This is a genomic window from Agrobacterium bohemicum (assembly GCF_001562555.1).
GTDB lineage: Bacteria > Pseudomonadota > Alphaproteobacteria > Rhizobiales > Rhizobiaceae > Agrobacterium > Agrobacterium bohemicum.
On record NZ_KQ961031.1, the window covers coordinates 201887 to 216155 of the forward strand.

General features: G+C 57.6%; 13 protein-coding genes. 4 read left to right on the forward strand and 9 right to left on the reverse strand.

Features of this window, described 5'->3' with window-relative positions; genetic code table 11:
• Window positions 1–70: 70 nt before the first annotated feature.
• The 3 genes from ATO67_RS15690 to ATO67_RS15700 all read right to left on the reverse strand — a co-directional run bounded on the left by ATO67_RS15690 (window position 71) and on the right by ATO67_RS15700 (window position 3182).
• The gene (locus ATO67_RS15690; protein WP_067651217.1) at window positions 71–1093 is read right to left on the reverse strand and encodes an ABC transporter substrate-binding protein; all 1023 of its coding nucleotides are present in this window, start codon (window positions 1091–1093) and stop codon (window positions 71–73) included.
• Window positions 1090–2148: a LacI family DNA-binding transcriptional regulator gene (locus tag ATO67_RS15695; protein ID WP_067651220.1), complete on the reverse strand. Its 1059-nt coding sequence runs from the start codon at window positions 2146–2148 to the stop codon at window positions 1090–1092. Before ATO67_RS15695 ends, ATO67_RS15690 begins: the two co-directional genes overlap by 4 nt.
• Window positions 2149–2273: 125 nt before the next feature.
• The gene (locus ATO67_RS15700) at window positions 2274–3182 is read right to left on the reverse strand and encodes a LysR family transcriptional regulator (protein ID WP_067651223.1); all 909 of its coding nucleotides are present in this window, start codon (window positions 3180–3182) and stop codon (window positions 2274–2276) included.
• A gap of 96 nt (window positions 3183–3278) precedes the next feature.
• Between ATO67_RS15700 and ATO67_RS15705 the strand changes: the two genes are divergently transcribed.
• The 3 genes from ATO67_RS15705 to ATO67_RS15715 all read left to right on the forward strand — a co-directional run bounded on the left by ATO67_RS15705 (window position 3279) and on the right by ATO67_RS15715 (window position 7418).
• Window positions 3279–4466 (forward strand): acyl-CoA dehydrogenase, encoded by a 1188-nt coding sequence (locus ATO67_RS15705; protein ID WP_067651226.1) that lies wholly within the window; start codon window positions 3279–3281, stop codon window positions 4464–4466.
• Window positions 4467–4756: 290 nt separating this feature from the next.
• On the forward strand, window positions 4757–6193 hold the full coding sequence (locus ATO67_RS15710; protein ID WP_067651407.1) for an NAD-dependent succinate-semialdehyde dehydrogenase: 1437 nt from the start codon (window positions 4757–4759) through the stop codon (window positions 6191–6193).
• A gap of 127 nt (window positions 6194–6320) precedes the next feature.
• Window positions 6321–7418: a DNA alkylation repair protein gene (locus ATO67_RS15715; RefSeq protein ID WP_067651412.1), complete on the forward strand. Its 1098-nt coding sequence runs from the start codon at window positions 6321–6323 to the stop codon at window positions 7416–7418.
• Here ATO67_RS15715 and ATO67_RS15720 read toward each other — a convergent pair.
• From ATO67_RS15720 to ATO67_RS15740, 5 genes are all read right to left on the reverse strand, one after another.
• Window positions 7415–8440, reverse strand: coding sequence for a sulfate/molybdate ABC transporter ATP-binding protein (locus tag ATO67_RS15720; RefSeq protein WP_067651229.1), 1026 nt, complete (start codon window positions 8438–8440; stop codon window positions 7415–7417). The two genes, ATO67_RS15715 and ATO67_RS15720, sit on opposite strands and share 4 nt — an antisense overlap.
• Window positions 8437–9315, reverse strand: a complete 879-nt coding sequence (gene cysW / locus ATO67_RS15725; RefSeq protein ID WP_067651232.1) for a sulfate ABC transporter permease subunit CysW — start codon at window positions 9313–9315, stop codon at window positions 8437–8439. The genes ATO67_RS15720 and cysW overlap by 4 nt, the downstream gene beginning before the upstream one ends.
• Window positions 9316–9318: 3 nt before the next feature.
• Window positions 9319–10140 (reverse strand): sulfate ABC transporter permease subunit CysT, encoded by an 822-nt coding sequence (cysT, locus tag ATO67_RS15730; RefSeq protein ID WP_067651235.1) that lies wholly within the window; start codon window positions 10138–10140, stop codon window positions 9319–9321.
• Between the two features lie 73 nt (window positions 10141–10213).
• Window positions 10214–11200, reverse strand: a complete 987-nt coding sequence (gene cysP, locus ATO67_RS15735; protein WP_067651238.1) for a thiosulfate ABC transporter substrate-binding protein CysP — start codon at window positions 11198–11200, stop codon at window positions 10214–10216.
• Window positions 11201–11346: 146 nt separating this feature from the next.
• Window positions 11347–12417, reverse strand: coding sequence for an enoyl-CoA hydratase/isomerase family protein (locus ATO67_RS15740; protein WP_067651240.1), 1071 nt, complete (start codon window positions 12415–12417; stop codon window positions 11347–11349).
• A gap of 283 nt (window positions 12418–12700) precedes the next feature.
• On the opposite strand from ATO67_RS15740, the gene ATO67_RS15745 reads away from it, so the two are divergent.
• Entirely contained in the window at window positions 12701–12940 is a 240-nt protein-coding gene (locus ATO67_RS15745; RefSeq protein WP_067651243.1) for a DUF2934 domain-containing protein, read from the forward strand.
• Between the two features lie 75 nt (window positions 12941–13015).
• On the opposite strand, the gene ATO67_RS15750 is transcribed toward ATO67_RS15745, so the two are convergent.
• Window positions 13016–14254, reverse strand: a complete 1239-nt coding sequence (locus tag ATO67_RS15750; RefSeq protein ID WP_067651246.1) for a saccharopine dehydrogenase family protein — start codon at window positions 14252–14254, stop codon at window positions 13016–13018.
• Window positions 14255–14269: the final 15 nt, after the last annotated feature.

The window sequence follows — 14269 nt, forward strand, 5'->3', positions numbered from 1 at the left end:
GGGGAGATGTCCGGCAGGACAGAGGGGGGTGACGTACGTCAGCACCTAGGCCCCGCCCCGGCAACCTTCCTTACTGCCCAACCTTCGCATTCCACTCCGACAACCATTTGTCGCGGTTATCGAGCGTCACCGCAGATGGGATCAGCTGGAGGCTCTTCGCCGTCTCATCGCCGTAAGTGATGTTGTTGGCCACCTCTTCAGAAACTTTGACTTCTTTGTTGGTCGGGCTATCGACCAGCTTTTCGGCCAGCGCCTTCTGCACATCGGTGGAGAGCCAGAAGTCCATGAACTGTAGCGCCAGATCTTCATTCTTGCCGTTCTTCGGGACGATGAGAACGTTCATGCCGCCCGTCTGGCCTTCCTTGGGCGTTGCCCATGCCAATGGCAGGTCTAGCTTGGTAAACGGTGCCCAGGAGAAGCGGCCGATGGGCGCCGCCCAGATTTCTTCCTGTTGCATCAGTTGCACCAGCTGCGAGGACTTGACGTAGAAGGTGACGATCTCGTCCTTCTTTTCGCCGAGAGCCTCGATGGCACCGGAGAGATCAGGCGTATCCTTGCCGATGGCCTTACCCAGCATATAGAGCGCGGGCGGACCCTGGTTTGTGGTGACATTCGGGAAGGCGACGTGGTCGACCACGCCGTCCTTCAACAGGTCGGCCCAGCTATCGATCTTCATCTTGTCGGTACGGTAGACGATCGAGGTGGCGTAGAAGTTGACGCCGACGCTCATGCCATCGCCATTCGGGTCCTTGGCAATGTCGTAGAGCTTGTCGACATTCGGCACCTTGGAGGTGTCTATCTTCTGCACCAGGTCCTTACGGGCGGCGGAAAGCGCATCTGCCATGGATACGATGGCGAGATCGATGACCGGGCTTGCCTTGTTGGCTTCCATCTTGGCCAGACGCTCGACGCTGTTGCCTGTTTCAACCACCAGCTTGCAGCCGCATTTGGCTTCGAACGGCGTGTAGACCAGTTCCTTGAATTCGTCCTGCGCGAAGGCATAGACGGAAATCGTGAGCGTCTTGTCCTGCGCCTGCGCGGCACACATGGACAGCATCAGCGCGGTGCCGGATGCCAGAATGATCTTCTTCATGATGCGAGTTCTCCTGCTGTCGAGGTTTTGTTGACTGCCTGCTTCTTATGGTTGGGGCCGCAAGAGCTTCTGACGATGAGCTCCATTGCGACTTTTGAGATATCGGCGACGACGCCTCCCGAAACGGGGCGGTCTTCGGCATCGATGCTGCGCACCAGAGCGGTGACAGCCAGATCGGCAATCCGCACCATATCCATGCGAATGGTCGTCAGCGCCGGGGTCACGACAGGCGCCCAGATCAGGTCATCGAAGCCGGTGACGCTCGCCTGTTCCGGCACGGTGATGCCATCGCGCTGCAATTCGGTAAGAGCGCGTAAAGCATGGAGATCGGAGACGGCGGCAAATGCCGTAAAGCCCTGCGCCACTTTCTGAGCAACGCCCAACGGGCACCCTGCGCCGTCATGCTTTTCCAGAGAGGCGATCCACAATGTCTCGGCTTCAGCCAAGCCGGAGAGACCGGAGCGGATGCCGCCCACGCGGTCGTTCTGCACATTGGAATCCGGGTTGTTGCCGATAATGACCACCTTACGATGGCCGAGTTCCGCCAGGTGACGACCGATCTGAACGCCGCCGCCCCAGTGATCGGCCGACACCGTGTTGCCGTGTGTGGAGGGAGAATCGATGACCGCCACCGGGCAATCGACATTGCCGATGCGCGTGCCGCGACGCGGCACGATGACCATACCTTCGACGCCGCGCTCGATGAGGCGGTTGATGGCATCTGTCTGCTTGGCAACATCGCCATGTGAGTCGGCAATCAGGACGCCGTAACCGGCATTATCAGCCGCCTTTTCGATAGCCTGCGCGATTTGCGGGAACAATGGATTGGCGATATCCGGCAGGACAAGACCCAAAACGCCGCTCTTACCCGTGCGCAACGCGCGACCAGCGATGCTCGGCACATAGCCCAACGCATCTGCCTTAAGGCGGATTTTCTCGGAAAGCTCTGCAGAAACGCGGCCTTTGCTGGAAAGCGCATTGGACACCGTCGCTGTCGACACACCCAATGCCGCAGCGATCGCCGTCAGATTTGCGCCTGCACGACCAGTGGTCATGGCTTGCCCGCCCGTGTGATTAAACGTTTAATCAGTGTAGTTCGAAACCGCTTTTTTGTCGAGTCGCTGACGGGTAGATTTCTACGGGAAAACTCTAAGCTGTGATAAGAAAGGCGAAATTATTATCAGGCCTTCATACGAAACGCCTCGACTTCAGCCAGAAGCCACTGTTTGAACAGCACGACGGGCGCATGATTGATGCGCGAAAGCGGTGCGACGGCGTAGTAGGAGCTGGGGCTTTTCACCTGATGATCGAAGGCTGGCACGAGTTGCCCAGCCTTCAGCTCGATATCGATCAGAAACAGCGGCATAAGCGCCACGCCCAGGCCGGCGATACAGCCCTGCGCCACGCTGGAGAATTGTTCGAACCGCATGGCGGGTGCATTCTGTGCGCCCAGCCCAAGGCTTTGGAACCAATGATCCCATGCGCCCGGTCTGGATGCCATATGCAGCAGTGGCAGGGTCGAGATATCCTGCGCCTTGGCGATGGGGTGCTGCGCCAGAAAGGACGGGCTGCACACGGGCGCAACCATCTCGTCCATCAGGAACGTGCTTTCAGCCGCCGCCCAATCCGGCTGGCCGATATGGATGGCCATATCGAGGCCTTCCTTTTCGAAATCGAACTGGCCGATGCGGGTGGCGAAATTGAGCGTGATTTCTGGATGCGCCGCCACGAATTTGGGAATGCGCGGCAAAAGCCAGCGTGTGCCGAAGGTAGGCAGCATGGCAAGGTTCAGCGTGTTGCCATGCGTTTTGGTCATAATCTGCAAGGATGCGGAGCGAATATCGCCCAGCGCCGTGCCGATGGCTTTGGCATAGGTCTGGCCTTCTGCCGTCAGAGAAACGCCCCGCGCCCCGCGATCGAACAGCCGAACGCCAAGTTGTTCTTCAAGCGACAGAACCTGCCTGCTGATGGCCCCTTGCGTCAGCGAAAGCTCGTCTGCGGCCAGCGAAAAACTGCCGAGCCGCGCCACGGAATCAAAGGCGGCGAGAGCGCTGGTGGAGGGCAGAAGTTTGCGGCTGAGCGAGGTCATGGCGCATTCCTATCGGTAATAGCAAAATGAGTAAACATGGCTTGCCGCGATGGTATCAAAGGCCAATAATCTGTTCAGAAATTTTGGAGATTTACCGTGAGCGAACGCACAGCATTCAATTGGCAGGACCCGTTTCTTCTCGAGGAGCAGCTGACCGAAGACGAGCGGATGATCCGCGATACGGCAGCGGCCTTTGCCCAATCGGAGCTTCTGCCGCGCATCAACGAAGCCTATCTGTCCGAAACATCCGAGCCTGAGCTTTTCCGTCTGATGGGCCAGACCGGCCTTCTGGGCGTGACGCTTCCTGAAAAATACGGTGCTGCCGAAGCCAGCTATGTCGCCTACGGCCTTGTTGCCCGCGAAGTCGAGCGCATCGACAGCGGCTATCGCTCCATGATGAGCGTGCAGTCCTCGCTCGTCATCTACCCGATCTTTGCCTATGGCTCGGAAGAGCAGAAGGACAAGTATCTGCCGGGTCTCGTCTCCGGCGAGCTGATCGGCTGTTTCGGCCTGACCGAGCCGGATGCCGGTTCCGACCCGAATGGCATGAAGACACGCGCCGAGAAGATTGATGGTGGCTACCGCCTGCGCGGTTCCAAGATGTGGATTTCCAACTCGCCGATTGCCGACGTCTTCGTCGTCTGGGCAAAATCCGAAGCGCATGACAACCAAATCCGTGGCTTCGTGCTGGAAAAAGGCATGAAGGGCCTGTCCGCACCGAAAATCGGCGGCAAGCTGTCGCTGCGTGCTTCCATCACCGGCGAAATCGTCATGGATGGCGTCGAAGTGGGCGAAGATGCGCTGCTGCCGAATGTCTCCGGTCTCAAAGGCCCGTTCGGCTGCCTCAACCGCGCCCGCTACGGCATTTCCTGGGGTGTGCTGGGTGCCGCCGAAGACTGCTGGTTCCGCGCCCATCAATATGGCATGGACCGCAAGCAGTTCGGCAAGCCGCTGGCCGGCATGCAGCTTTACCAGAAAAAGCTGGCCGATATGCAGACGGAAATCACGCTCGGTCTTCAGGCGTCGCTTCGCGTCGGTCGGCTGTTCGATGAGCACCGCATGGCCCCGGAAATGATCTCCATCGTCAAGCGCAACAATTGCGGAAAGGCGCTGGATATCGCCCGCCAGGCCCGCGACATGCACGGCGGCAACGGCATTCAGATCGAATATCACGTCATGCGCCATGCCCAGAACCTGGAAACGGTCAACACATACGAAGGAACGCACGATGTTCACGCCCTGATTTTGGGCCGCGCCCAGACTGGCATTCAGGCGTTTTTCTGAGATTTAATGTTAAAATACGAAACCGGCGACACCCCTCGCCGGTTTTTTGCTGCATTGCGAAGATAAAATCATACTTTTCCCGCGCTAGACGGTTGAAACCGTCGCCGCGAGAATTAATATAGAGATGTCATCATCGTCTCTGGCAAATCCATTTGCCATATCCGGTCTCGTTGCCCTCGATTGTCCCGCCATGGAAGACATGTCATGCAGCGCCGGTAAATTCCGAGACCGCAAGTCAACGCCAAAGCATCGGCACCGTGCCGGTGGGTCAAGCCACGAAGGTATTTCAAATGCATAGCTATCCCGATATCAAGCTTCTCATCAACGGTGAATGGCGCGATGCCTTGTCCGGCAAGACCATTGCCGTTTCCGATCCTGCCACCGACGAAATCCTCGGCAACATTGCGCACGCCGAAAAGGCCGATCTCGATCTGGCGCTGGATGCTGCCGACAAGGGCTTCAAGGTATGGCGCGAAACATCCGCCTATGAGCGTTCCAAGATTATGCGCAAGGCAGCCGACCTGTTGCGCGAGCGCAAGGACACGATTGCCTGGCTGATGACCCGCGAACAGGGCAAGCCGCTGGCGCAGTCCGCCATGGAAGTCATGGGCGCTGCCGACACCATCGACTGGTTTGCCGAAGAAGCCCGCCGCACCTACGGCCAGGTCATCCCTGCCCGCGCAACCGGCGTTTCGCAGCTGGCCATCAAGGTTCCAGTCGGCCCAGTTGCCGCGTTCACGCCTTGGAACTTCCCGATTAACCAGATCGTGCGCAAGCTTTCCGCAGCGCTGGCCGCCGGTTGCTCCATCATCGTCAAGGCGCCTGAAGAAACACCGGCATCGCCTGCCGAACTCATCCGCGCATTCGTGGATGCGGGCGTTCCCGCTGGCGTCGTCAATCTCGTTTACGGCGTGCCTTCGGAAATTTCCGAATACCTCATTCCGCATCCAGTCATCCGCAAGATTTCCTTCACCGGCTCCACGCCTATCGGCAAGCATCTCGCATCCCTTGCTGGCAAGCACATGAAGCGCGCCACGATGGAACTGGGCGGTCATGCACCCGTCATGATTTTCGATGATGCCAACATCGATAAGGCCATCGAAATCATGGCCATGTCGAAGTTCCGCAATGCCGGTCAGGTCTGCGTCGCACCGACACGCTTCCTCGTACAGGAAGGCGTTGCCAGCCAGTTCCTCGACGGTTTCGTCAAAGCCGCCGAGGCCGTCAAGGTCGGCAATGGTCTGGAAGATGGCATCACCATGGGGCCGCTCGCCAACGAGCGTCGCATCCCGGCCATGGAAGCCCTCATTCAGGATGCCGTCACACACGGCGCAGAACTGAAGACCGGCGGCAAGCGCATCGGCAACAAGGGTAACTTCTTCGAACCGACCGTGCTGGCCAATGTGCCGACATCTGCCAAGATCATGAACGACGAGCCGTTTGGCCCGGTTGCCATCGTCAACACGTTCAAGTCCTTCGATGACGCGATCTCCGAAGCAAACCGCCTGCCCTTTGGCCTGGCGTCGTTCGCCTTCACCGGCTCGGTCAAAACGGCCCACGAACTTGGTCGTCAGGTCGAAGCTGGCATGCTGACGATCAACCACAACGGCCTTGCTTTGCCGGAAGTGCCGTTTGGCGGCATCAAGGACAGCGGTTACGGCACAGAGGGCGGCTCGGAAGCCGTCGGTGCGTATTTGGAAACACGTTTTGTCAGCCAGATGAACTGACATCTAGCTGATTTGAGTTGAAACTTTAAAGCCCGGCGTTTTGCGACGCCGGGCTTTTTTGTTGCGAAAAGCAGCACTCTTTGCTAAACGAACAAAGAGTGAACAATGAGGCGACCACATGGCAGAGATAAACGACACGGCAGCGCCTGCATTGAAGGAAATCTTCAACCGCGCCCGTCTGCAATCCATCGCCGCTGAAACAAAAGCTGTCTATCCACCTTTCGATGAGCAAGCGTTTCTGGCGCTGGCCGAAACCAACCTCGAAGCACTCGGCATCATGCAGCGCATGCGACAGGTCGCGACCAGCCTTCATGCAACCTTGCCCGGTGACTACCTCCGAAACCTCGAAATTCTCACGGCATTGGCGCCGCGCATCAACCACGGTTTCGCCTCGATTTCGCTTTCGGAATATGTGGCGCTTTACGGGCTCGAACACTTCGACGTCTCCATGAATGCCCTGAAGTTTTTCACCCGCTTCGGATCATCGGAATTCGCGATCCGTCATTTTATCCTCTCCGATATGTCCCGTGCGCTGGCGACGATGGAGGAATGGTCGCGAGATGAAAATGAACATGTGCGCAGGCTGGCTAGCGAAGGTTGCCGCCCGCGTTTGCCTTGGTCGTTCCAGATCAAGGCCCTGATCGATGATCCCTCACCCGTCGCGACAATTCTTGAAAATCTGAGAAGCGACGACGCGCTTTATGTGCGCAAATCCGTCGCCAACCATCTGAACGACATCACGAAAGATCATCCGCGATGGGTTCTCGACCGCATCTCGACATGGCCAAAGGAGAACAAGCACACCGCATGGATCATCCGGCAGGCATTGCGGACGCTGGTGAAGAAAGGTGATGCCTCGGCGCTCGCGCATCTGGGCGCGCATGAGAAGGCCAACGTTTCTGTAGAGGTATTCCAAGTGACACCGGATGCCCTGCCACTGGGCGGTAACGTACGGATTTCGGCATCCCTTCGGTCTAAATCCGAAAAGCCGCAAAAGCTGGTGATCGACTACGCCGTTCACTATGTGAAGAAGGGCGGCGGCACATCGGGCAAGATTTTCAAATGGAAAGAGTTGAGCCTTCAACCGGGAGAACTCTGCACGCTCTCCATCAGCCGCGCCATCCGCGATTTCACCACGCGTAAGCATTATCCCGGCCTGCACCTGATACAGTTGATGGTGAATGGCAAAGCGCTGGCCGACACGGCGTTTGAGCTGTCCATTTAACCCGCCGGGAAAATCTTCGCTCTGCGAATGACGATGTGGCCCCGATCACCCGCCTCAACCGCCGTTTCAGGCGGAACGTCGAATTCTAAGAGATCACCTTCCGTGGTCGAAGCAATAACGCGGCGGTCGCCTGCCCGGTCCAGTACGCGGGTAACTTCTGCGGGAATGCCATCATGCAGGTCTTCCCATTCAAGATCGTTGGGACGGGCGTAGATATCGACGGGGCCATCGGCCTTGCTGTAGGCGAAGGGCACTTCGGCTGAGCCGACGAAAACCTTGCCTGCACGGGCGGTGCCTGAGATGCGGTTGGCATCGCCCAGGAAGCGCATGACGAAGGATGAGTTGGGCTGGCGGCAAACCTCTTTCGGGGTGCCCTGCTGGACGACTTCACCCTGATTGAGGATGACGACGCGGTCGGCGAGATCGAGCGCTTCTTCCTGATCATGGGTCACGAAAATGGTGGTGATGCCGAGTTCGTTGTGGATTTCGCGCAGCCAGCGGCGCAGATCGCGGCGCACATTGGCGTCCAGCGCACCAAAGGGCTCGTCCAGCAGGAGAACCTTCGGATCGACGGAAAGCGCACGGGCGAGCGCCACGCGCTGTCTCTGTCCGCCGGAAATCTGAGCGGGAAATCTTTCACCCAGCCCATCCAGCTTCACCAGCCGCAGCAGGTCTTCCACCCGCGCATCGATGGCTGCCTTGTCGCGCTTGACCTTGGAAACCTTCATGCCGAAAGCGATGTTTTCGTGGAGCGTCATATGCGGGAACAACGCATAATGCTGGAACACGAAGCCGACGCCACGGTCGCGCACCGGGATATTCGTGGCGTCCTCGTCCCCAAAATAAATCTGGCCGCCATCGGTGTATTCCAGACCCGCCACCATGCGTAGGATCGTGGTCTTGCCCGAGCCGGAAGGCCCGAGAAGCGCCAGCAGTTCACCGCTTTCGATATCCAGCGAGACATCGCGCACCGCACGGAAATTATCGAAGGTCTTCACCACGTTTTCGAGGCGGATTTTCATGCGCGTGTCTCCGATGCGGCGGTTTTCTTCGCGCCACGCCCTGCCCCGCGCTTTTCAAGCGCGACCTTGGCGAAGATCGTGACGACGGCGAGGGCCGCGAGAATGGATGCCGAGGCGAAGGCGCCAGCGGCCTGATAGTCATGATAGAGCAGTTCGATATGCAAAGGCAGGGTGTTGGTCTGGCCACGAATATTGCCCGAAACCACCGACACAGCCCCGAATTCACCCATGACGCGCGCATTGCACAGCACGACGCCGTAGAGCAGCGCCCATTTGATATTGGGCAGCGTAACCGACCAGAATGTGCGCCAACCGGACGCGCCAAGCGAGGTGGCCGCCTCTTCCAGATCACGCCCCTGCGCCTGCATCAACGGGATCAGCTCACGTGCCACGAAGGGAGCGGTGACGAACATGGAGGCGATGACGATGCCCGGCAGGGCGAACAGCAACTTGATATCGTAGGCTGCAAACAATGGGCCGAGCAGGCCTTGCAAACCGTACACGAAGAGGTAGGCCACGCCCGCAACGATGGGAGAAACGGAAAACGGAATTTCGATGAGGACCAGCAAAAAGCGACGGCCTCTGAAATCGAATTTCGTAATGGCCCATGCAGCGGCAACGCCGAAAACGGTGTTGACTGGCACCGCGATCAAAGCCGTGATCATCGTCAGCATGATCGCGTGGCGCGTATCCGGATGATTAATGGTTGCCGTGTAAGTCTTCCATCCCTGGGAAAAGGCTTCGACGCCGATGATAAGCAGGGGCGCGACGACGAGCAACGCTCCTGTTATCAGAACGAAGGCGATCAGTGATCGGCGCACCCAAGGCGCGTCACCCACGCGCGGCGGCTTGCGAAGGGAAGAATGAGCGCTCATCGGCTAGCTCCTTACCGTGTAACGCAAGGCGCGCGTTTGGAGATAATTGGTGACGGCCAACATGACGAAAGCGGTAATCAGCAGAACCGAGGCAATGGCGGCCGCGGCCTGATAGTCATATTCCTCCAGCCGGATGAAGACGAGGAGCGAGGTGATCTCAGTCGAAAACGGTTGGTTACCGGCGATGAAGATGATCGCGCCGAACTCGCCAAGGCTGCGGGCAAAGGAGAGCGACAGCCCCGCCAGAATGGCAGGCGTCAGCAGCGGTAGAATGACCTTTCGGAAAATCTCGAAATCCGAACCACCCAGAGACTGAGCCGCCTCTTCCAAGGCCGGGTCCAAATCCTCCAACACCGGCTGCACGGTGCGCACGATGAAGGGCAGGCTGGTAAAGGCCATGGCGATGATGATGCCGAGCGGCGTGTAGGCAACCTTGATGCCGACATGGGCAAGAGCAGACCCGAACCAGCCATTGCCAGCAAAAAGCGCCGTAAGCGCAATGCCCGCCACCGCCGTTGGAAGTGCAAAGGGGAGATCAACGATAGCGTCGACCAGACGCCAGCCGGGAAAACGGTAGCGCGTCAGAACCCAAGCCAGTGCCAGGCCGAACACCGTGGTGAAGAGCGTGGCCGCAAGCGCGCAGAGAACCGTCACGCGGTAGCTGGCAACGGCACGCGGGGAGGAGATGATCGCCCAATATTCCGCAGGACCGAGACTTGCAGCTTTGAAAACGAGGGCAGCCAGCGGCAGCACAACGATGATGCCGACATAAAGCAGGGTGACGCCAAGAGACAATCGCAGCCCCGGCAAAACATTGCGTCTCAAACCCGTCCCCTATCATGGAAGATCGACCCGGCGGGAAGTCCACCGGGTCGATGTCATCTCGAACAATTAGCGCTTAGCGGTTGCCGTAAAGCGTATCAAGCACGGCGCCGGATGCGAAGTGTTCTTTCTGGATTTTGTCCCAACCGCCGAACACATCGTTGACGTTGACGAGGCGGATGTCTGGGAACTGATCCTTGAACTCAGCCGTGACCTTGTCATTGTGAACGCGGTGACCGAACTGCGCTGCAATGCGCTGGCCTTCCTCGGTGTAGAGGAAATCGAGATAGGTCTTTGCCAGTTCACGCGAACCGCGCTTGTCGACAACCTTGTCCACCACTGCTACCGGGAATTCCGACAGAAGGCTGACGGAGGGAACGACGCTTTCGACTTTGTCCTTGCCATATTGCTTGGCAATGCCGCGTGTTTCAGCCTCGAAGGTGATCAGCACGTCACCGACTTCACGCTCGACAAAGGTCGTGGTGGCCGCACGGCCTCCGGTGTCGAATACAGGCGTGTTGGCGAAGATTTTCTTGATGAAATCCTGAACCTTGGCCTCATCGCCATTGAACTTTTCCTTCGCGTAGGCGGTCGCGGCCAGATAGGTGTAGCGGGCGTTGCCTGATGTCTTTGGGTTCGGGAAAACCAGCTTCACATCGTCCCTGACGAGATCGTCCCAATCCTTGATATTCTTGGGGTTGCCAGCACGAACGAGAAAGGACGGAAAGGAATAGAAGGGCGATGCGTCATTGGCGAAACTCTTCTTCCAATCAGCAGACACGAAACCCTGCTTCACCAGAAAATCGATGTCCGTCACTTGGTTGAAGGTTACGACGTCCGCCTCGAGACCTTCGACGATGGCACGCGCCTGCTTCGATGTACCTGCATGCGATTGGTCGATGGTGATGCCCGGATGCACCTTGATGAAGGCTTCGTTCTCGGCAACAAACACTTCACGCGCCACGTCATAGGACGCATTGAGAAGCGTTTTTGGCTCCTGCGCAGAGGCAGACGTCGACAGAAGCGCCGCGATGGTTGCGCCGATCAGGATGATGCGTTTCATGAAATTCCCCAAACCACAAATGTAGGGGCAAGATACGGAAGCGAGAGCGTCCATGCGAGGAACCCAACGCTCCATCTCAAGTCGAACTTAGAATTTTTTACCGCTGAGACAGTAAAATTCGAACGCATATGCGCATTGCAATCCATTCAGAGGCGGTGATCGCGAAACAGCGGCCGTTTGACGGAAACGAAATATCGATCAATATCCTCGTCATCGACGTCACCAAGAGTGGCCGGACACCATCTGGGATTGCGATCCTTATCGATCAGCGCGGCGCGGACACCCTCATAGAAATCATGATTGCGCAGCACTTCGCAGCCTGCGGCGAACTCACGCTCCAGGCATTCGATGAGCCCCGAACTTTGCCGTCCGGCTCGCAGAAGCCGCAAGGTCAATTTCAGGCTGGTCGGAGACCTTGATTGCAGAACATTTAGCGTTTCTCTGGCGAAGTCAGCGTCCATGGCGGTGAGAGCATCGATGATCTCCTCAATCGTGTCAAAACCGAAAGCGGCGTCGATCACCTCACGATTGGCGGCTAGAACAGCGGGAGCTTCAGGCCTCACGGAAAACCTCTCGATCACGGCGCCGACATCGGCAGCGAAAGAAGTGTGCGCCAATGCTTGCGCCAGTTCGGGCAGCCGATGCGTGGGGATGTAAGAATCTGCAAGGCCCGCATAAATGGCGTCTGCCGCACCCACTTCACGGCCCGTCAGGCCCAACCATGTTCCGGTTTCCCCAGGCGCTTTGGGAAGCAGCCACGTTGCGCCGACATCAGGAAAGTAACCGATGGCCGTTTCCGGCATGGCGAGCCGGGTGCGCTCGGTAACGACGCGATGTCGACCATGTGCGGAAATGCCGACACCTCCCCCCATAACGATGCCGTCCATCAGGGCGATATACGGTTTCGGATAATGGGAAATCTGTTCATTCAGCGGAAACTCCTCACGCCAGAAACGCGTGCGCCCAGCCTCATCGGCGGATCGCGCCTCATAGATCAGGCGCACGTCACCACCGGCGCAAAGCCCGCGCTCTCCTTCTCCGCAAAGGACGACACTCGTCACACCCGCATCCCGGGCGAACATGTCTAGCCCCGCTTTCATTCCTGAAACCATGGCCTCGTTGAGGCTGTTGATGGCTTTGGGTCGGTTCAGGCGGATAAGGCCGACGCTGCCTTTTTTCTCGGTAATAATTTCATCTGTCGTGGAAACGTTCTGCATCGTGCCTCCTCTGTCACTCTGCAACACCACCCAGTCTGAAGGTCCCGGTGCCATCACGCAACATTTATCGCTGTGAGGTGAAACGGGGGGATTTCCTGCGCGTTGATATCCTCGAAAAAGTGACAACCATGACGTTTTGCGGTGCAGCAATTTCACTTGACGCTCTTGCGAATCGTGGCATGTAATGAGTTGGTAAAATACCGGCGCCAATTCCTGTCCAGCGTTCCAGCCGGACCATACAGACGGCCCTTTTCGGGCGATGACGTAGTAACGGGAGATCAATATGCAGGTTTCATCGCAAGAGTGGATCAGTAAACGTGCCTACACCCTGTGGGAAAGCGAAGGTCATCCGCATGGACGGGATTCCGACCATTGGGAGCAGGCAAAACATGAATACGCACTGATGGAAAATACGCGGGCAACAAAGCCTGCAACCCGTAAGAAATCAGACGTGAAAGACAGCGCTGCTGCCCAGGAAGCAGCGAAACCCAAAGTGTCTGCACGCAAGAGCGCTAAAAAATAGCGCACCGTCCCAAGCAAAATCATGTCAATAAAAAGCCCCGCTATACGGGGCTTTTCGCTGTGATGTATCGGCAGATCAGAATGTCAGGGCGCGATCGCCGTTCTCGTCCTTGATCCGGCTTGGCAAGCCGATTTTGTTGAGAACGTTGAGGAAAGGCTGCGGTGGAAGCTCTTCCACATTCGCCATCTGCTTGACATCCCACTCGCCCGTCGCAATCAGCATGGCGGCAGCAACTGGCGGAACGCCAGCCGTGTAGGAAATACCCTGGCTTCCGACTTCATTGTAGGCGTCCTTGTGGTCGGCCACATTGTAGATGAAGACTTCGCGCTCTTTGCCGTCTTTGATGCCCTTTACGATATCGCCGATGCAGGTCTTGCCGACATAGTCAGGCGCCAGCGACGATGGATCAGGCAACACGGCCTTGACCAGTTTCAGCGGTACGACTTCGAGACCTTCCGCAGTCTTCACCGGTTTTTCGGAGAGCAGGCCAAGGTTCTTCAGAACCGTGAAGACGTTGATGTAGTGGTCACCAAAGCCCATCCAGAAACGCACATCGGCACCATCCATGTTCTTGGACAGAGAATGTACTTCATCATGGCCGGTCATGTAGGCCTTTTGCTTGCCGACGACCGGCAGGTCGAATTCCTGGCCGACTTCGAACATCTCGTTCGTCTGCCACTGGTTGTTCTGCCAGGAATAAACGACGCCGGTGAATTCGCGGAAGTTGATTTCCGGGTCGAAGTTGGTCGAGAACCAGCGGCCATGGCTGCCAGCGTTGATGTCGACAATATCGACGGACGTGACCTCGTCGAAATACTCATCCTTGGCCAACCGCGCGTAAGCGTTGACAACACCCGGATCGAAGCCGATGCCGAGAATGGCGGTGACGCCCTTTTCCTTGCACTCGGCCGCGCGCTGCCACTCGTAATTTCCATACCAAGGCGGATTTTCGCAGATCTTGGTCGGATCCTCGTGAATGGCGGTATCCATATAGGCAACACCCGCATCCATGCAGGCACGAAGAACGGACATGTTGACGAAGGCAGAACCGACATTGATGACGATCTGAACGCCGGTTTTCACGATCAAGGCTTTTGTCGCCTCGACATCCATCGCGTCAAGCGCATGGGCCTCAAGCTTTACGTCTGTCTTGAGGCTGTTCTTTTCGCGTACGGACTCGACAATCTTGCGGCACTTTTCGACGGTGCGTGACGCAATATGAATGTCTCCCAATACATCGCTGTTCTGGGCGCATTTATGCGCCACGACCTGTGCCACGCCACCGGCGCCGATGATGAGAACGTTCTTCTTCATTTCAGGTGATGCCCC

Bases quoted from the DNA above. Each gene is read 5' to 3' on its own strand.
- ATO67_RS15690 (WP_067651217.1), bottom strand. From the start codon at position 1,093: ATGAAGAAGATCATTCTGGCATCCGGCACCGCGCTGATGCTGTCCATG.
- ATO67_RS15695 (WP_067651220.1), bottom strand. From the start codon at position 2,148: ATGACCACTGGTCGTGCAGGCGCAAATCTGACGGCGATCGCTGCGGCA.
- ATO67_RS15700 (WP_067651223.1), bottom strand. From the start codon at position 3,182: ATGACCTCGCTCAGCCGCAAACTTCTGCCCTCCACCAGCGCTCTCGCC.
- ATO67_RS15710 (WP_067651407.1), top strand. From the start codon at position 4,757: ATGCATAGCTATCCCGATATCAAGCTTCTCATCAACGGTGAATGGCGC.
- ATO67_RS15720 (WP_067651229.1), bottom strand. From the start codon at position 8,440: ATGAAAATCCGCCTCGAAAACGTGGTGAAGACCTTCGATAATTTCCGT.
- cysW (WP_067651232.1), bottom strand. From the start codon at position 9,315: ATGAGCGCTCATTCTTCCCTTCGCAAGCCGCCGCGCGTGGGTGACGCG.
- cysP (WP_067651238.1), bottom strand. From the start codon at position 11,200: ATGAAACGCATCATCCTGATCGGCGCAACCATCGCGGCGCTTCTGTCG.
- ATO67_RS15740 (WP_067651240.1), bottom strand. From the start codon at position 12,417: ATGCAGAACGTTTCCACGACAGATGAAATTATTACCGAGAAAAAAGGC.
- ATO67_RS15745 (WP_067651243.1), top strand. From the start codon at position 12,701: ATGCAGGTTTCATCGCAAGAGTGGATCAGTAAACGTGCCTACACCCTG.
- ATO67_RS15750 (WP_067651246.1), bottom strand. From the start codon at position 14,254: ATGAAGAAGAACGTTCTCATCATCGGCGCCGGTGGCGTGGCACAGGTC.